Genomic DNA, 18,490 nt, shown 5'->3' on the forward strand with positions numbered 1-18,490 from the left:
TTAAAAGGACTAAAACCGCCCGGCTTTTCGTAATTACTTGGCAAATTGCCCATATGATAAATACTATTTCCGAATCGAAAATGGAAAGTGTATGGGAAATTGATACAGGTCTGTACAATACAAAGGGTAAATCTTATCCGAGAGTCATTTATTATGGACAAATAAATTTTTCTGATAAGGAGACTACTTTGCAAAGGCCTTTGCCGTTGGAAAAAGGAGCGAGATATGCAGTTCAAATTGTAATGAGCGGATCTCCACGGTATATTGAACTTGAATTTACTCAATAAACACACGTTGAGTCCTGAACCTCGCAAAAACTAAAATATCTTGCAGGCGAGATCCTACCTTACCCGTTTTTTCTGGATCTTCTCTTATAAAAGATCCTAAATCCCAAACCTATGCATCCTAGAAAAGGCAGAATCCAAAAAACCAAATGCCAATTTGTTTCGGGTAGATAATAAGAGAAAAAGAAGCTCTGAATAATATCTAAGGCTAAAAGCAATGACTTTAAATACAGTTCCAACTATCGGAATTTGTCCTAAAGTTGACCCAATAATGGTATTGTCCTGTTGTACAGTATGTGTCAATTCATGTGCCAGCTGACCAAGGTCATTTTTATTAAAAGGACTAAAACCGCCCGGCTTTTCGTAATTACTTGGCAAATTGCCCATATGATAAATACTATTTCCGAATGTAACATCGACATTTATAAACCCCACTCCCTTTATTGCACTCCTAACCAATGACCCACCATTGATTAAGTTAATATTATCTAAATTCAATATAGGGAATAAGGGTTGTAAAAATATTTTCTCGTATGGAGTCAAGTTACGTTGAGTAAGACCTTGCCCTTTCCATTGCTGAAACAAAGCTTCACTGTGCGGTTTTTCGATATCCAATGGTAAACGTAAGTTTTTGATATATTCTGCTGTCTCCGCGGTGGTTAATGGTCGTATTTTCGCGAATTGATCTAATTGTTCATTGCGATTTGCTGCTTTCTCCAACCCATCGTATATTACCTTCTCATCTCCTGTTAAGGCATAGCCCATGGATCGCTTCGCTTGCCGCCTGAACTCCATGCGAGGAAAGCTCATTGTGAAATATTTGCGAATCTGTCAAAAAGGATCCTTTCGTAAATAGGCTCTTTGTTCTCTCTTGAACACCAAACCAGAATGTCGAAGGCTCAGTTAATTCTGGCAATGCTTTAGATGAACTTGCAAATCCTGCATCAGTTGCCATACCGTCATCTAAGTAGGAATTCTTACGATTCGGATCCAAATTACCGGCTAAATAATTCCCCTTCTCTTCTTACGGATATATAAGACCCGAGTATTCCCAGCTTTACCTAAATGTATTCTGTTTCTTCCGGAATCTGAAGGTATTCGGGTTAGATGCGATCGTCAAAGGATGGTGGGAGAGAATCGGAGTCGTCGAGCAAGGGACAGAGGTCGAGGCAAGCGAAGGGCAAAGCAAGCCGCTTCATTTTGGGGGAAAAACGAGGCGGTTAGAAGCTCCACCTGCTTCGCAGGCGCCTCGTTTTTCTCCTAAGCTGAAAGCTATTATACAGACCACTGTGCGGATTAGCAACAAAAAATGCTTACTTATTTCCCCAGTACAATCCTAACAAAGGAGAAGCGGAGAACAAAGAAGCTTCCGCCCTTCCTCTAAAAACGGAATACTATCATAAGATCACAGAGTTCTTCTTAGATACCTTCTACCCTAAGTTCTGCCCGGAATGTAAGATCCAATTAACGAAGAAAATCGCAACAAGAGACTACCTGATTCGCTGCGAAGAGTGCCACTACCTCACCTCAAGACTCTCATATACTCCCCTCCACCATTTTAAGCTACCCTTGTGGGTATTCGGATACGTGCTGGAAGAAGCATACCTCCAAAGCCCGAAAGTTCTCACAGCCTCCGCGATTCAGAAGAAAACCGGGATCTCCTACAAAACGGCACTACTTCTAAAACGCAGGATCCAAATCTTCGCAAGTGAACAAAAAGAGAACGTAAGAGACATGCTGTATTCAAAACTACAGACGGAGATTGAAGCGGAATTTTTAAAGGAAAACCGGCGCATTGAATTTCCAAAACGATCTAAAACCGGGCGCAAACCTAAAACAGAAGAAGCAAATTTCGCGGAGAAAAGCGCACCTAAGAAGAATACCAATCCCCCACTAACCATAATGAACGCGGATACAGTAGTACTCTATTCAGCCTCCCAGAGAGCAAATAAAGGCCGTAAAAGGCATAAACACAACGGTTCTACAGCATCTATCTATATGAGTGAGAAACTAGGCGGGAGACAGGTAGGAACCTTAGTGCATACAATCGCGGGAAGTAATGGAGCGTTAATCTTAGATTCTGTACCAGACCAAAAGATGAATACTTTAGGGCCGATTATAAGAAGGAATATCCCAGAAAGATCACCTATACACACGGATTCAGGGTATCCTTGGCTAAATAGCGTATATGAAAGCCACAGAATGGTGAATCATTCGGCCCACTCTAAGGACAAGAGATACCAATGGGCGAGAAATCGCTGGGTAACAAAAGACGGAGTTCACATCCAGTACGCGGAGGGAAACCACAGAGCGATCAAGCAGGCATTCTCTTCCTACGGATACATTAGGCCGGAGTATTCCCAGCTTTACCTAAACGAGTTCTGTTTCTTCCGGAATCTAAGGGTATTCGGGTTGGATGCGATCGTAAAAAGCTGGAGGGAGAGAATCGGGGTCGTCGAGGAAAGCGCCAAAGCGGACCAAGGGCAAATCGAGCCGCTTCATTCGGGGGGAAAAACGAGGCGGTTAGAAGCTCCACCTGCTTCGCAGGCGCCTCGTTTTTCTCCTAAGCTGAAAGCTATTATACAAACCACTGTGCGGATTAGCAACAAAAAATGCTTACTTCCTGACCTCTCTCTTTAGATCCTCTTTTACCTTGTCTCTCGTTGTCCCGCTCCGATTTTCCAGTCGGATCGTATAATGGATCTGGTATTTAGTAACCACCGGTTTTTCTTCGGAATGTTCCATAGCCCAACGAGTCACATCGTTTTGGATCACTTTCGCCAAGTCGTTGATTCTGGGTACCCGAGTATTGAATCGGATCGTTTCCACCGCGCCGGTGTTTCCATTCAGGATCACTAAAATGATCCCGTCATCGGTAAAATTGATCCGATTGTACTTGGCGAGTTCCTCGCTGATAAGTGCATCCCCGCCCTTATCTACTTTTCTGTGAATGAACTTCGCTCCGCGGATTTGTCGCAATTTATAATGATCACTCGTGATATAGACCCGGAAGTATTCGCTCGAATCCTTGGAAAGCGTCTGAAAGGACGCCGGATCATTCGTCGTGATTTTTACTTCGTTCCCCTCTTCGTCCAATACGGTCTCAAGTTCGCCCGCAGGATTCGGCAAAGGCTGCGCCTTCGGATCCTCGGTAGCGGACTTAGAAGCGCTGACGCAACCGACAAGTAAAATAACCAGCGTAAAAACGAACGCAGCAATAGGAGTTTTCACTCTCCTCTCGTATATTTCTCTCATGAAAAATCCCAATCCATTTCTATATTTAAATAAAGACGAAGGAACGCGCTCACAGATAACCCAAAAATAACGTGGCCAACCCTAAGAAGCAGAAAAATCCGAAAATATCCGTCGTAGTAGTCACGAAAATGGAAGATGCGATTGCAGGGTCGATTCCCAATACGCGAAGAAGCATGGGAATCGATGCGCCTAACAATGCGGCCATGATGAGATTCGCCAGCATGGCAAAAAAGATGACAAGAGACAGGGCCAATTTTCCGGAGTAAAGATACACTGCTCCACCTGCAATTGCCCCGATCGTGATCCCGTTGATCACCCCTATGATACATTCCTTTCGAAATCCCGTGCCCCAATTCCTAGGGCTCAAATCTCCCGTGGCGATATTTCGTACTACCACCGTGATGGCCTGCGTTCCCGCATTCCCCCCCATTCCCGCAACGATCGGCATCAATGCCGCCAGTAATACGAAGGATTGGATCGTATCCTCGAAAAGCGAAACTGTGGAAGCGGCCAATACCGCGTTCCCCAGATTGATCACAAGCCAAATCAATCTTCTACGGATGGAATCCCAGATGGAAGTATTCAGCCTTTCCTCTTCGGAAACTCCCCCCATCCTCAGGATATCCTCGGAAGCCTCCTCCTGAACGATATCAAGAATGTCGTCTACGGTAATCCTTCCGATGATCCTGTCCAAATCATCCACTACAGCTGCCGAGACTAGGTCGTATTTTCGGAATACTCGCGCTACCTCTTCCTGGTCCGTATCGTAGTGGATCGAAAATACCTCTTCCTTTACAAGTTTCGCTACTTTCTGGTTTAGGGGGGCGAGAAACAAATCCTTTAACCGGATAAAACCTTTCAGGTGATTCTCCTCATCCGTTATATAGAGAAGATAGATATCATCCGTTTCCTTTGCGACCTTTCTCAGTTTGATGATTGCCTTGCGGACGGTATCGGTCTCGTACGCGGCTGCGAATTCCGTCGTCATTAAACGACCGGCGGTATATTCCCGGAAATTCAACTGTTTCCGGATTTGGGAAGAATCTTCCCGATCGAGGGAGTTTAGAATCTCTTCCGCCTTTTCCTTCGGAATCTCGGAGATCAGATTCGTAAATTCGTCTGTCTCTAGATTTTCCACGATGGGGGAAATTTCATGAACGTTCAGACGGGAGATGAAATCCGCCTGTAGTTCTTCGTCGAACTCTACGAGAATCGCGGATTGCATTTCGGAATCGCAAAGCCGGAAAACGTAAAACGCATCCTCTTCGTCCAATTTTTCCAGCACCTCCGCGATATCCGCCGGGTGATTGGCTTGTAAAAAGGAGAGTAGATAGGAATTGTCTTTGGATTCTATACTTTCGGAGAGGGATTCGAGCCATTCCGCGGAATGCAGGTTGGCCTTGGCGGAAACCGGATCCTTTGCACTGCGTTTGTCATCCATCTGGACCGAACCTCCCCTTTCCCGACAGATTCCGAAAAGATTTCCAGTCATCAATGACTTTCCGATTTTTCCTCCAAGAGTTTTTCATTTGACTCGGCGTTTGCCCGCTTAGAATGGAACCAGGTCCATCGAAAACAATATGAAAATCTCCGGCGCAAAATCGATCTTTCTCTGGATTCTCCTTCTAGCCTCCGTCTTCCCGGCTCGAGCCGACGTCATTTATTATCCTTGGGAATACAACAAACTCTACAATGAAAAGGTCGCCGTGGAGTTGGAACTGGATTCCTTGAAGACCCGCTACAGAAACGAAAGTGAGAATTCCAAAAAGGAAAAAATCACTCTGGAAAGTCGGATCCAAAGTTTGGAGGAACAGCTCGCAAACGAAAAATCCTTCCGCGAAACGGACAAAAACCAGCACGCGGAACAGATCAAAAACCTGGAAAATCAGATCGCCGTCCTCAAGGCCAAAAGCAGCAACAAGGAGAAAGAGCTCTTGGACGAAAACGCCAAGCAGTCCAAAAAATACCAGGACCTGATCTCCGAATTGAAATCCTCTTTGGAACAGGAAAAGCGGGATTGCATCAAAAAAACAGAAGATTTGAAAAAGGACTATGAGACTAAGATCGCTTCCTTGGAAGCGAGGATCGCTTCTTTGAACGACGAAATCGCGAAACTCAAGGATTTATCGGAGAACCAAAAGAACGAAAACGATCGTCTGAAAAAGCAGGCGGATGAATTGGAGGAAAAACTGAAAGGGGAAATCTCGAAGGGACAAATTCGGGTAAAAAGATTTGCCGGACGACTCATCATCAACGTGGACGATCAAATTTCCTTCGATTCCGGATCGGCGGATTTAAAAAAACAGATTCTACCCGCTTTGGATAAAGTGAAGGAGATCCTTTCCAATTACCCTGGGAACATCATTACTGTAGAAGGACACACGGACAACGTACCGATCCGAACCAAGAAATTCCAGGATAACTGGCAGCTTTCTACGGAACGGGCTCTTTCCGTACTTCGCTTCCTGTTGGATGATAAAAAGTTGGATGCTCGGAATTTCTCTGCCGCTGGGTATGGAGAATTTGCACCTCTCGTTTCCAACGATACTCCCGAAAACAAAGCTCTCAACCGCAGGGTGGATATCGTTGTCGTCCCGCGCAAATAGGAACGGTTCGGAAATGACCAAATCGTCTCCGTCGAAAGGCGATCACTCTAAAAACGCCTTCTCCGCCGATCCTTTTCTAAAGCAGACGATTCTCCGCCCGAAACGAAAGGGAACGGTGGGTTCTTTGCTTCTCGCAATCTTCTTGTCTTTGGGAATCTTCTTTTGGGAAATCTGGGGCTCTTCCGCGAGCAAAAGCCTAGCGCTTCTTGCGGATGCCGGTCATGTGGTCTCCGACTCTTTCGCATTCCTGCTCAGTTTAAGCGCCGTTCTACTCGCCGACCGCAAACCGAATCGAACCATGAATTTTGGATATTTCCGGGTGGAAGTAATCGCGGCCTTTCTAAACTCCATTTTGATCTTCGGAATCTCGGCGTTCATCCTATTCGAAGCCTGGGACCGCTTGCACGCCGGCTCCGTCGTCTCGCCGGACTTGATGTTCGCCTTCAGTCTAGGTACCATTCTGTTCAATCTACTCTCCGTCGGAATCCTGAAAAGGGTCGCGGGGGACAATATCAACCTCAGATCCGCTTATCTCCACGTATTAAGCGACTTACTCGCCACAGTCGCCGTACTCCTCGGAGCGGTACTGATCCGATACACTCACTGGAATTGGATAGATCCGGTCATCAGCATCCTTCTCTCGATACTCATCATAAGATCGGCAGGATCCATCTTCAAAGAAAGTTTGCTCATTCTTTTAGAGGCGTCTCCGAATCCGGAAGAATGGGACCACCTCCGACGCGATGTCCTATCGGTTTCCGGAGTCACCAGCGTCCTGACTTTCCATAGCTGGAGCCTAACCAAGGGAATCCAAGCCTGCGCTTTCCGTCTCGGAATCGATCCCGGATCCGATCCTAAAAAGATCGTGGAAGAGGCGTATAGCATGCTTCGCGAAGAATGGAAATTCGAGCAGATCTATCTACAACTCGAAGAACCCAAATTAACGGAAAAATTGGACGGGATTCTGGTTAAGACCCTACAGGAAATGAAGCCGGAGGAATGGGGTCACAGCCACCACAACCACGATCATCCGGACCACCATCACTGATCGGAAATTCTTCCGAACTTTCTCCACTCTCTGGTTTGGCGGATCCGATTCTTCAGATATACGGGACTTCTAGCCGGATGGATCGAGAAGAATAACTCGAAATCGGGGTATTCTTTTTTTCGGTCCAGGAAGTCCAGGGAATCCAAGAGGGAACCGCAAAGCTCCAATACGGTCTCGTAACCGTAGGGATGGATTTCCTCGATTCGAAAAAGAGGGTCTTTGTCTTTTCTGTCGGAGATTTCCAGGCATTTCGAGAATAGAAGTCCGCTCAGATCCCAAAGTCTGCCCAAAACGTACGAGCTATCCTTCGCATCGGAACGAACTCCCAAATCGCTCACGATCTTACGAACCGCTCCGCAAAAGAGAACCGCGGCGGAAAGCATTTCGGAGAGATGTACGTCCGGTCCGATTTTGGAATAGTCCTCGAACAATAAATAATGTGCAGGGATACGAATCTTTTCTCCCTTGATCTTGCAGTGGGTCGCCTCTTGCGCAAAATCCAAATGGAATTCTTCCACTACCAGACCCGGTTGATCCCGAGGAACGAAAAAGACCCCGCAAGGAACCTCTTGGCCTTTCGCGACTACTAAAAATCCTTCCGAATCCGCCCCATTAGTAACGAAACCTTTGAAAAAATCCAATTCGAAGGAACCGTCCTCCAATCTTCTGGAAGAGGATTTTAAATTGCTGATCTTTCCTAGCCAACCTGGCTCGCTTACCCCCAAGCCTACGATTCCCAAACCGCCGGAAATTCTTTGCAATAAACGGGACGTGAGTTCTCTGGTTTCCGAAGAGGATTCTCTCCCGGGTTCCGCACCGCTAGCAAAACGGAGAATCCTTCCCGCGACGTTCGTCTGAGCCATGATCCCGACACCCACCCCGATTCCGTGAGGAAAGGCAGGAAGAAGAATTAGCTTTTTGTGAAATTCCCGGAATCCCCCCTTTGACACCGTTTCGAGTAGACCCGAATTCGCGATTTCCGGAAGGGATAGTTTGTATATAGAACGAAATTCCCCCTTAGGAAAGGAGGATAGCTTCTCTAGGAGTTTTTGCATAAGCTCTTAAGAACCCCAATTGCCGTACGCTTACGAAAGGGTCCACTACTATCCGGCTTTTTTACCGTTCGTACCCAAAACCTTCCGGAGATATTGGCCCGTAAACGAATCCTTGATTTTACTCACGTCCTTAGGGGTTCCTTCCGCAATGATTTGTCCCCCGCCTTCCCCGCCCTCCGGCCCCATGTCGATGATCCAGTCCGCCTGTTTGATCACGTCCAGATTGTGCTCGATCACGATCATGGAATTTCCTCGATCCACAAGAGTATGCAGCACGACCATCAAATTCCGAACGTCTTCGAAATGGAGTCCCGTCGTCGGTTCGTCCAAAATATATAAGGTCTTGCCGGTAGGCCGTTTGGAAAGTTCCGTCGCCAGCTTGATTCTTTGCGCCTCACCGCCGGAGAACGTGGTGGCAGGTTGGCCCAACTTGATGTAACCGAGTCCCACTTCGTCCAGGGTTTCGAGTTTTCTTTTCAACGCGGGAATGTTCTCGAAAAACTTGACGGAATCTTCCACCGTCATTTCCAGAATCTCATAGATATTCTTTCCCTTGTATTTCACTTCCAGAGTTTCCTGGTTGTATCTCTTTCCCTTGCACACATCGCAGGTCACATACACGTCCGGCAAAAAGTGCATTTCGATCTTTAGGATTCCGTCGCCTTCGCAGGTCTCACACCTTCCTCCGCTCACATTAAAGCTGAAACGCCCGGGGCTATACCCTCTCAGCTTCGAATCCTCCAAACCCGAAAAAATATCCCGAACCACCGTAAAGAGTCCTGTATACGTCGCCGGATTCGAACGAGGAGTCCTTCCGATCGGAGATTGGTCGATATTGATGATCTTGTCTATCTCTTCCAGACCGGTGATTTTTTCGTGTTTCCCCGCGATGGTGCGCATCTTCATCACCTTGTGGGCCGCCGCGTTGTACAGGATATCGTTGATCAGAGTGGATTTTCCGGAACCCGAAACGCCCGTAACCAACACCAATTTTCCGAGAGGAATGTCCAGAGTGACATTTTTCAGATTGTTCTCTTTGGCTCCCTGGATCTTGAGTTTCTTTCCGTTTCCGGGACGAACCGATTCCGGAACGGGAACAAACGCTTTTCCCGAAAGATATTTCCCGGTTAACGAATTCTTATTCTTAGCGACTTCCGTAGGAGGTCCCGCGCATACTACTGTACCTCCGTGGACTCCCGCACCCGGTCCCATGTCGATGAGCCAATCCGCCTCTTCCATGGTTTCCTGATCGTGTTCCACCACGAGGACGGTATTTCCCAGGTCCCGCAAATCTTTCAGAGTGTTGATAAGCTTCGTATTGTCCCTCTGGTGTAGGCCGATGGAAGGCTCGTCCAAAATGTACAACACTCCCTGCAACCGAGAGCCGATCTGAGTCGCCAACCGTATCCTCTGCGCCTCCCCTCCGGATAAAGAACCTGCGGAACGTTCCAAACTGAGATAGCCGACCCCGACGTCGTTCAAAAAGGTCAGCCTTTGTTGGATCTCCTTCAAAATAGGTTTGGCGATGACTTCCTCGCTTCCTTTCAATTTCATCGATTTCACGAACGTTAGCGCTTTTTCCACACTGAAGGCGGAAAATCCGTCTATGCTCAAATCGTCTACCTTGACGGCGAGCGTCACCGGTTTCAGACGTTTCCCGTTACAGGAAGGACAGGCGTGGTTCGTCATATATCCTTCCAGCATCTGCCTTCTCGCTTCCGAGGATTCCTTGTATCTTCGTTTCAGATTTGGAATCACTCCTTCGAATTCCCGGCTGAATTCATAGCGGGAATTCTCCTTTCTGAAATCGTAATCTATCTTCAAGTTACGATCTCCGTAAAGTACGGTCTTTTTCACTTTCTCTGGCAGCTTCTTCCAAGGAGTATTGTAATCGAACTTCAATGTCTTTGCCATGGAATGAACGGTGGTCAAGAACCAATAGCTATTGCTCTTTGCTCCCGCCCAAGCCTCGATGCAACCCTCCACCAAGGAGAGTTCCGGATCCGTTACCAAAAGATCCTCGTCGAATTCCAAGAGACTTCCCAATCCGTCGCAGGTTTCGCAAGCTCCGTACGGAGAATTGAAAGAGAATAATCTAGGCGAAAGTTCCGGAAGGGATTCCTCCGGGTGGTTCGGGCAGGACAATTTTTGGGAAAAAATATGATCCTTCTTTCCGTCGTCCACGATCAGAATTCCGTCGGATTGTTTGAGAGAGGTTTCCACCGAGTCCGCCAATCTGGAACGGATCCCGTCCTTCATCACGAGTCGATCCACCACGATTTCTATCGTGGCCTTAAAACTTTTCTTAAAGACGATCTCCTCGTCTAAAGTACGAATCTCACCGTTAATCCGCACTCGATTGAATCCATCCTTACGGATCTTATCCAGAATATCCTTATGCTCTCCCTTTTTGCCGGAAACGATCGGAGAGAGAAGTTGTAACTTGGTTCCCTCCGGGTAGGAAAGGATTCTTTCTGTGATCTGATCCACCGAAAGGGATTGGATCGGAGTACCGCAGATCGGACAATGAGGCTTTCCGATCCTTGCGTACAGAAGTCTCAGATAATCGTAGATTTCGGTGACCGTCCCGACCGTGGACCTAGGATTTCGGTGGGTCGTCTTTTGTTCGATGGAAATCGCGGGGGACAGTCCTTCGATCAGATCCAGATCCGGCTTTTCCATCTGACCCAAAAATTGCCGAGCGTATGCGGAAAGACTTTCCACGTACCTCCTTTGCCCTTCCGCATAGATGGTATCGAAAGCTAAAGAGGATTTTCCGGATCCGGACAGACCGGTGACTACCACTAGCTTGTCCCTTGGAATGTCTAAACTGACGTCCTTTAAGTTGTGTTCCCTCGCACCTCGAATCCGGATATGGTCCAAACTAGTACCCTCTTCGTGTTCAGAGAAATTCTCGAACCTTAGACTGAAAAGCGGTTTTCCACGGACAAAAATCCGTTTTCTACTTTCGCACGGAAAATACATTGGTCGGCAAAAGGAAGCGCCCATGTTTTTCTCCATCGTTTCATTCGTTTTTTTACCGATCCGACTTCTATTACAATTCTGGAGACTGGTTCTTTTCCGATTTCGAAACGGGAATCATTTCTTTTTGGAGGTTCCCTCTTCCTTCTCTTATGAAAGAAAATCCTGGTTCGTAAGGATGCTCGTATCCGGCGGAGAAGAACCTTTCTTCGTGGATTTTCTCCTTTGGATCCGCGCTCTTTCCGTCGTCCCGGGATTGCAAAAGGTATCCTTTCTGTTCGAAGCTCCGGAATACGGTTATGGAGAAACTTGGAATCTCTGCAAATCCATCCAGGCCCTAAACGAGAAAGGGATCACGACCGCAGGGTATTCCCTCGGCGGAGGAACAAAATCCCTTTTATTACTTTCCTATTGCAAAGAGAGATATTCCAGTTCCGCATCCGAGTTCTTTCCCACCCTTCCTTCCGCGGAGGCGTATTTCTTCGGCAATACTGCAAAAAAAGTCGGAGTGGGAGTGGAAACCTATGCGAGCGGAGCTTTTAAATCCTTCGGAGAAACGTTCCAACGTTCTTCCTTTTCCGCTCCGGCTCGAAAAAACCTGGAAAATTTACTGAAAGACCAAAGGGAATTTTTGGAGGAAAGTTTCACTTCCACTTCCGGACTTTCTCTTTCCATCTTGGAGCAACCGATCTTGAGCTCCGAATCTCTTTTGGAAAAGAATTTCCTGACGGCACTTATGGAAGAGGACGAATTCCGGGAGAATTATCTCTACGAAGATTATCTGAACGAAAAGGAAGGAAAGCCGGAAAAACCGAACTACAAAAAACTCACGGACAAAGGACTGAGATTACACTCCAAGCTCGTAAGATTCTCTCCGATTTCGAAATCCTATCCCATCGTCACGATTCTCCCCGTACAAGGAAATATCCTACCCGATCTGGGAAGAGAGGAAGAATTCCGATCCAGACAGGTCTCCTATAGATATTATCAGAATTTGTTAAAAGAATTACGGGAAGATCCGAAGGTCGCTGCGGTCGTGCTGGAAATGAATTCTCCGGGAGGGTCGGCGTTGGTTTCCGAACTCATCTATCGTGAAATTAGAAAGCTTTCGGAAAAAAAACCCGTTTTCACCTATGTTCTCAACGTGGCGGCTTCCGGCGGCTACTACCTGGCCTGCGGAGGAGAAGAAATCCATGCTTCGCCCTATTCCGTCGTAGGTTCCATCGGAGCAGTCATGCTTCGATTCGATCTAAAGGGTTTATACGATAAACTAGGCGTAAAGAAGGAAAGAATCGCGTTTTATCCTTACCGGGACATCCTTTCCGAATACGGAAAATTAGGACCGAAATCGGCGGCATTCCTCAAAAAGGAAGTTTCCCGTTCGAGAGATCTGTTTTATTCCCGAGTCACTTCGGCTAGAAAGACCACGAAAGAAGAATTAGAATCGAAATGGGGAGAAGGCAGGGTCTTCTTGGGAACGCGTTTCTTACAGGGTGGCTATCTGGACTCCTGTTCCTCCTTCCTGGAAACGCTGGACCGAATCAAAGAGAAATTGGATTTGACAAAAGTGGAAGTGAGATATCTCCCCGGAACCTATAGTTGGAAGGACCTCATCCAGGAATTAAAGCCTAGCCTATCCCTCCGAACTCTGGGCCTTCCCGATTTCGACTCTTTGGAAAAATTACGAGACGAAGGACCGCATTACTTTTCGGAATTGGCGGAAAAATTAGCAAAACGTTAATTAACTCGCCGCTGCCGCCTTAGTGATACGGTTTAAAAGCGCGTCCCTTCCCGGTTCGAACAACGGCTGAAAACAGAACGCAGCTTGGATTCCTTTCGCATCGCAATCTCGGAAGAAGGAATATAATTCCCTCATATATTCCGAATTGTTTTTAACGGAAATTGCATATGCCCAGCCGGACGTTTCGATCCCGATTCCGATGGCAGCCGAGTCGGAACTCGGAGTTTCCATGCCTGTAGCCAGAAAAATCCTGCAATCGGGCGCGTAATGTCTGTATTTCATTCCCGGACTCGCCGGTTTTTCTCCGGAACCCAAGGGTTCCGCTAAAACGAGATCCGGTAAAAAACGACTCAATTCCGAAAATTCATACGCTCCTGGACGAAGCAGTTTGGGAGGTTCCGTGGAAAGGTCCACTACGGTAGATTCCAATCCTATTTTAGGATCTTCTCCTTTTAGGATCAGATCCACCTCCCCTGCAAACTCTTGGATCGCGTCCTCCATTCTCGTAATCGAAGGTCTCCCGGAAACATTCGCGGAAGGGGCCGAAACCGGACCTCCAAATGCGGAAAGCATCCTATGCGCGGCTCCGTGACTCGGAACCCGGACGCCGATCGTGTCCAATCCGGTCGAATAGACTTTCGGATCCGATTTTTTCAGGATCATCGTGAGAGGCCCTGGGAGAAATTCTCCGGCCAATATCAAGGCGCCAGGATTCATACGAGCGATCCCTGCGATGGAATCCGTGTCCGCAAGATGTACGATCAACGGGTTATCCGTCGGGCGGTTTTTAATTTTATAAATCCGTAAACAAGCTTCGGCGTTTCTGGAATCGGCGCCGATCCCGTATACCGTTTCGGTGGGGAAAAGGACGATCCCTCCTCTTTGGAGAACCTCTGCAGCTTCGGAGGGATCTTCGGAGATTTTTGTTTCCTTACTTTTTGACAAGGTCCTGGTTATTTTTCGCTTCTTCCTGATCCTGATTGTCCTCCGGAGCCGTCTGCTTGACGTCCGGGTTCTTCGGTTTGGTTTGTGCCTTAGGAACAGGAGGCAATTTATTCGTGACTAATAGTTCCAGATACGTACTGATTCCGGGGTCGTTATCGGACAAAAGTTGCCAAAAAGAAAATCCGCCGAGATCGTACGAACGCAATAAGGTCATCTTCTCTTCGAAAGCCTTACGGTTCATAAAGAAGGCTACGCGATCGCATCCTTCCGAATGATACCAGATGCTGGGATCCTCGTAGGTTTTTCCTTCATGAACCCAACTAAAGCGGGAAAGATTGGTCCAGGAATTGGAATTTTTGCTCTCTGCAAGCACTTTATCGATATTGGTAGGCTGACGGGTCACGCCTATCTGTTGGCGCCGCAACGCGTCGGACCAATAAACGGATTTGATCTTAGCATTGCAATTTAGGGCCCAGTCGTAACCGTACGTCGGAATCGCCATATATAGCTTTTTAGCGGGAACCCTTTCTTTAGCGTATTCGATGATGTTCCGGATCCATACGTTCGGAGCTTGGGGTCCCGGCCCCGGATTGCGGTATTTTCTAGGATGCAATTCGTAGGCCATCACTTTGATCCGATCCGCATGTTTCGCTAGGAAAGCATAATCGTGAGTCATAGGACCGCGCCAGTTTTCGGCGAAATCCATGTTGATCTTTTCGTTCAGTCCCTTGCAAACTTTGAGGCCGCTCTTTTTTGCGGAGGTCTTAGGGTGAACGGCAACGGAAAGGATTTTTCCCCGTTTGTGAATCTCTTTGGAAAGAATTACGATGAACTCTTCGAATTTTTCCTTTTTCTCACAGGACATCCCTTCGTAGTCGATGTCTATCCCGTCGAAACCGTACGTATCCACTTCGTAGAGTATATTCTGGATATGTCTGTCCCTGATATCGTTCCGACCGTTCATTCCGATATTTTCGGAGATCTTCTCGTTCTTATTTTCCCAACGGAAAATCGTCGGAATGATCTTCACTCTAGGATTCAGGCTGCGTAGTTCCGCGACCCGAGCGTGCTTTTGGGAGGCACCCCATAAGGAGTACAGATCTCCGTTATTCGTCGTTCTACCTTTGAAACCGTAGATAAAAGGGTGGATTTCATTGTAAAGATGGACGGTTTTCTTCATCGCCTCATAGTCCGAAAACCAAGTGGAAGCACGAAAGGATACTTCGTCATCGTTTTGAGGAAGAGGAGATTTCGACTCGTTTCCGGAGGAAACTCCTGTTTCTTTCGAGCCTTGGGTCGGAAACAGCTCGGTAGAATTCCACCATTTTCCCAAAGAGTCCCAGAGGCCAAGATCGGATAAGGAAGATTTCAAACTCGGATTCGCCAACTGCAGGGGCTTCCCTTGGTCTGCGGCGACCACATTCTCGTTCTTTTCGGAATGTTGGGCCTTTAAAGCCTGTACCCCTAAATAGAAGGAAACTCCGGATAAGCAGAACCAAAGAACGCTGACAAACAGGGTTTGCCAGCCGGAGGTTTTCTTGGGTAGATATGGGACGGGACGATTGAGTTCCTCGGGTGTATGGGCTTCTTCGTAGGATTTCATTTGAGCTCTATGTATTTATCGAATCTCGGAGGCAAAAAATAAAGCACCGACTGCTTTCCAGTGATTCTTTACCCGGTGAGAAGTCAAATCTTTGTCCAAAACCGGAAGGTTCTTTGATTGACAGTCCTTCGATCGGGAAAAAATTTCCTTCGATGCATTTCCATAAGCCGTTCAAACTCTACTTTGCCCTGAGCGCCCTCTTCCTGACCTTTCTCTTGATGGCGGAAGTGACCGGCTCCAAATGGATCCAGGCTTTCGGATTTACGATGACGATAGGAGTGATCCCGTTTCCGGTAACGTTTATCGTTACGGATCTTCTCAACGAATACTATGGAAGAAGAGGCGTCCGTTACCTTACCTTAGTCGGAATGGTGATGATCGTGCTGGCTTATTTCCTGCTGCAAATCGACATGAATATACCTGCGGTGGGAAACTCCCCCGTCGACGATCCTTCCTTTCACACGGTTTTTACGAATACCGGACAGGTGATCGCCGGTTCCGTAATCGCCTATCTGATCGGACAATTGATCGATATCCAAATCTTTCACCTGATCCGAAAAAAAACCAAAAATCGTTTTATCTGGCTCCGAGCTACTGGCTCCACCATCGTTTCCCAATTGCTGGATTCTTATGTCGTGATCTTTGTCGCTTATTGGGGGCAATACGAATTCGGAGTCTTAAACTCGATTTCTTCCACGAACTTCGTGTACAAGATGGTGATTGCGATCGCGATTACTCCGATCATTTATCTCTCCCATTCCGTCATAGAACGGTATTTGGGAGAAGAAGCTCATAAATTAGTGGAACAGGCTCTTTTGGAAGGAAGAGAAGACAGCCAACCCTATCCCGGTTAAGCGACTCCTCTGATTACTCTAAAAAATACAACCAGATCCGATTCCCCCAGGGATCCAAAAAGGAATCGTACCGTGACCCGACGCTTTCCTGAAAAAAGCCGCTTTTCAAAAGAAGATCCGAAAAAGCCGGAGCTTTCCCTGGATCGATCCTCCAGACTAACGTGCCGGGAAACACCGGACACTCTTCGGACGCACGGCTGAAAATCACTCGTTTCGTTTCGGAAAAGAGGATTTCCGAATGTCCGGGAGAAGAACGCAAAACTCTCCCTTGGAACAATTCCGCGTACAATGACGCCGCTAGGATACAATCCGTAGAGAACAGGCAGGAGGCGAAGAATTGCGGTCCATCCATAAGTCGTTTTTCGTCTAAGGAAATAGAATTGCTGGGCTTTTCCTATCGATTATTCGGTTTACGTCTGGATTTGTGCGGGAATTTTGGAACTTAGGAATCGAGCAGGCATGAACCCAGATTTGGACTACGTACGGATTTTCGACACAACTCTCAGGGACGGAGAACAATGCCCCGGCGCCGCAATGAGCGAAAACGAGAAAATCGAAATCGCATTGCATCTCGCTCAGATGAATGTGGACGTGATCGAAGCGGGATTCCCGGTTTCCTCCCCCGTTCAATTCCAGGCAGTCGAAAGAATTTCCAGAGAAGTAGAAGGTCCTACGATCGCAGCCTTGGCTCGGGCGGTACGTGGAGACATAGAAGCGGCCGCCAAAGCGATTCTTCCTGCAAAGAAAAAACGGATTCACACCTTCCTAGCCTCTTCACCTATCCACATGAAGTACAAGTTAGGCAAAGAGCCCTCCGAAGTACTAAAGATGGCGGTGGAAGCGGTCCGCATTTGTAAGGAGTTCGTGGAAGACGTGGAATTTTCTCCCGAAGACGCGACTCGATCGGAGCGAGAGTTCTTGCGCGAACTCTGCGAAGCTGTGATCGAAGCGGGGGCAACGACCGTTAATATCCCTGATACGGTGGGATACACGACTCCATACGAGTATGGGGAACTATTTTCCTTTCTCATTTCCAAGGTTGCGGGATCGAACAAAGCGATCTTTTCCGCCCATTGTCACAATGACTTAGGACTCGCAACCGCGAACAGTTTAGCGGCCATTCGAAACGGCGCCCGCCAAGTGGAATGCACGGTAAACGGAATCGGAGAAAGAGCGGGAAATACCGCAATGGAAGAAGTCGTCATGTCCTTGCGAACCAGAAAGGATACCTTCGGAGTACAGACCAGAATCAAAACGGAAGAGATCGCAAAAGCATCGTATCTGGTCAAGACCATCACCGGAATGGTGGTCCAACCGAACAAGGCTATCGTAGGCGCAAACGCATTCGCTCACGAATCCGGAATCCACCAGGACGGAGTATTGAAAAATCGGGAGACCTATGAGATCATGACCCCGGAATCCGTAGGAATCCATTCCAATAGGATGGTCCTAGGTAGGCACAGCGGAAGAGCCGGCTTCAAAGATCGGATCGTTCGCTTAGGTTTTTCTCCGCAAGCCGAGGAGTTAGAGGCCGCTTACCAACGTTTTCTCGAGATCGCGGACCGCAAAAAGGAAGTCTTCGACGAAGATATCCGAGCTCTATTTGCGGACGAATCCAGAAAATCCGCCGAGGACAAATACGTATTAGAAAGTTTTCATGTAACTACTGGTACGAAGAGCACTCCCACAGCGAGCATCCGTATCTCCATCCAGGGAAAAACGAAAGAGGAATCCGCGACGGGAGACGGCCCGGTGGATTGTATCTTCAAAGCGATCCAAAAGGCGACGATTTCCGACGCCCAACTCTCCAGATTAGTGATCTCTCCGGTGACGGAAGGTCAGGACGCGCTGGCGGAAGCCTCCGTCACCCTAGAAAAGGACGGAGAAAGAGTGGTAGGCAAAGGAAGTTCGACCGACATCATAGAAGCATGTTCCCAAGCATACATCTCCGCCTTAAACAGATTTTCTCTATCTTGATCTGACGCCTACAGAAGGTTCTAACACAAAACGAACAACGTTCAGACCCCTAAAAAACCGAAAAAAACCCTTGCGGGAATTTTTTCCGTCTCGAACATTCACTTAGTAGAACACTCGTTCTGTTCAGAACGGGCAAGGAG

Annotated in this window: 14 protein-coding genes and 1 pseudogene; 7 read left to right on the plus strand and 8 right to left on the minus strand. The window is 47.5% G+C overall.

Features of this window, described 5'->3' with window-relative positions; translation table 11 throughout:
- A partial coding sequence (locus EHO60_RS17180) for a hypothetical protein (RefSeq protein WP_210409297.1) occupies positions 1-287 on the plus strand: 287 nt, incomplete at its 5' end.
- A 96-nt stretch (positions 288-383) separates the two neighbouring features.
- On the opposite strand, the gene EHO60_RS00005 is transcribed toward EHO60_RS17180, so the two are convergent.
- The gene (locus EHO60_RS00005; RefSeq protein WP_135766123.1) at positions 384-1,049 is read right to left on the minus strand and encodes an eCIS core domain-containing protein; all 666 of its coding nucleotides are present in this window, start codon (positions 1,047-1,049) and stop codon (positions 384-386) included.
- Positions 1,050-2,282: 1,233 nt separating this feature from the next.
- Here EHO60_RS00005 and EHO60_RS17230 point away from each other — a divergent pair.
- Positions 2,283-2,924: a transposase gene (locus EHO60_RS17230; protein ID WP_246028076.1), complete on the plus strand. Its 642-nt coding sequence runs from the start codon at positions 2,283-2,285 to the stop codon at positions 2,922-2,924.
- Between the two features lie 45 nt (positions 2,925-2,969).
- On the opposite strand, the pseudogene EHO60_RS00020 reads toward EHO60_RS17230, so the two are convergent.
- Together EHO60_RS00020 and mgtE are read right to left on the minus strand one after the other, a co-directional pair.
- Positions 2,970-3,539, minus strand: a pseudogene (locus EHO60_RS00020) (LA_2219 family laminin/E-cadherin/plasminogen-binding protein); the annotation flags it as partial.
- A 49-nt stretch (positions 3,540-3,588) separates the two neighbouring features.
- Positions 3,589-4,980 (minus strand): magnesium transporter, encoded by a 1,392-nt coding sequence (mgtE, locus tag EHO60_RS00025; protein ID WP_135766493.1) that lies wholly within the window; start codon positions 4,978-4,980, stop codon positions 3,589-3,591.
- Between the two features lie 139 nt (positions 4,981-5,119).
- On the opposite strand from mgtE, the gene EHO60_RS00030 reads away from it, so the two are divergent.
- Positions 5,120-6,145 carry an OmpA family protein gene (locus tag EHO60_RS00030; RefSeq protein WP_135766125.1) on the plus strand — a complete coding sequence of 342 codons (1,026 nt, stop codon included), beginning with the start codon at positions 5,120-5,122 and terminating at the stop codon, positions 6,143-6,145.
- A gap of 13 nt (positions 6,146-6,158) precedes the next feature.
- Positions 6,159-7,193, plus strand: coding sequence for a cation diffusion facilitator family transporter (locus EHO60_RS00035; protein ID WP_135766126.1), 1,035 nt, complete (start codon positions 6,159-6,161; stop codon positions 7,191-7,193).
- On the opposite strand, the gene EHO60_RS00040 is transcribed toward EHO60_RS00035, so the two are convergent.
- Both EHO60_RS00040 and uvrA read right to left on the minus strand, forming a co-directional pair.
- Positions 7,187-8,248 carry an acyl-CoA dehydrogenase family protein gene (locus tag EHO60_RS00040; RefSeq protein ID WP_135766127.1) on the minus strand — a complete coding sequence of 354 codons (1,062 nt, stop codon included), beginning with the start codon at positions 8,246-8,248 and terminating at the stop codon, positions 7,187-7,189. The genes EHO60_RS00035 and EHO60_RS00040 overlap by 7 nt on opposite strands.
- A 48-nt stretch (positions 8,249-8,296) precedes the next feature.
- Entirely contained in the window at positions 8,297-11,131 is a 2,835-nt protein-coding gene (gene uvrA, locus EHO60_RS00045; protein WP_135766128.1) for an excinuclease ABC subunit UvrA, read from the minus strand.
- Between the two features lie 124 nt (positions 11,132-11,255).
- Between uvrA and EHO60_RS00050 the strand changes: the two genes are divergently transcribed.
- The gene (locus EHO60_RS00050) at positions 11,256-12,971 is read left to right on the plus strand and encodes a S49 family peptidase (RefSeq protein WP_135766129.1); all 1,716 of its coding nucleotides are present in this window, start codon (positions 11,256-11,258) and stop codon (positions 12,969-12,971) included.
- On the opposite strand, the gene EHO60_RS00055 is transcribed toward EHO60_RS00050, so the two are convergent.
- Positions 12,972-13,916, minus strand: coding sequence for an L-threonylcarbamoyladenylate synthase (locus EHO60_RS00055; protein WP_135766130.1), 945 nt, complete (start codon positions 13,914-13,916; stop codon positions 12,972-12,974). It abuts the gene before it with no gap.
- Positions 13,903-15,519 (minus strand): glycosyl hydrolase family 18 protein, encoded by a 1,617-nt coding sequence (locus EHO60_RS00060; protein WP_135766131.1) that lies wholly within the window; start codon positions 15,517-15,519, stop codon positions 13,903-13,905. The genes EHO60_RS00055 and EHO60_RS00060 overlap by 14 nt, the downstream gene beginning before the upstream one ends.
- A gap of 152 nt (positions 15,520-15,671) precedes the next feature.
- Between EHO60_RS00060 and EHO60_RS00065 the strand changes: the two genes are divergently transcribed.
- Positions 15,672-16,373: a queuosine precursor transporter gene (locus EHO60_RS00065; RefSeq protein WP_135766132.1), complete on the plus strand. Its 702-nt coding sequence runs from the start codon at positions 15,672-15,674 to the stop codon at positions 16,371-16,373.
- Between the two features lie 13 nt (positions 16,374-16,386).
- Here the strand turns inward: EHO60_RS00065 and EHO60_RS00070 are convergent, their stop codons facing one another.
- Complete coding sequence (locus EHO60_RS00070; RefSeq protein ID WP_135766133.1) at positions 16,387-16,725, minus strand: hypothetical protein; 339 nt, start codon at positions 16,723-16,725, stop codon at positions 16,387-16,389.
- Between the two features lie 107 nt (positions 16,726-16,832).
- Between EHO60_RS00070 and EHO60_RS00075 the strand changes: the two genes are divergently transcribed.
- The gene (locus tag EHO60_RS00075; RefSeq protein ID WP_135766134.1) at positions 16,833-18,350 is read left to right on the plus strand and encodes a 2-isopropylmalate synthase; all 1,518 of its coding nucleotides are present in this window, start codon (positions 16,833-16,835) and stop codon (positions 18,348-18,350) included.
- Positions 18,351-18,490: the final 140 nt, after the last annotated feature.

This window comes from Leptospira fletcheri (genome assembly GCF_004769195.1).
In the GTDB taxonomy this organism is placed as follows: domain Bacteria; phylum Spirochaetota; class Leptospiria; order Leptospirales; family Leptospiraceae; genus Leptospira_B; species Leptospira_B fletcheri.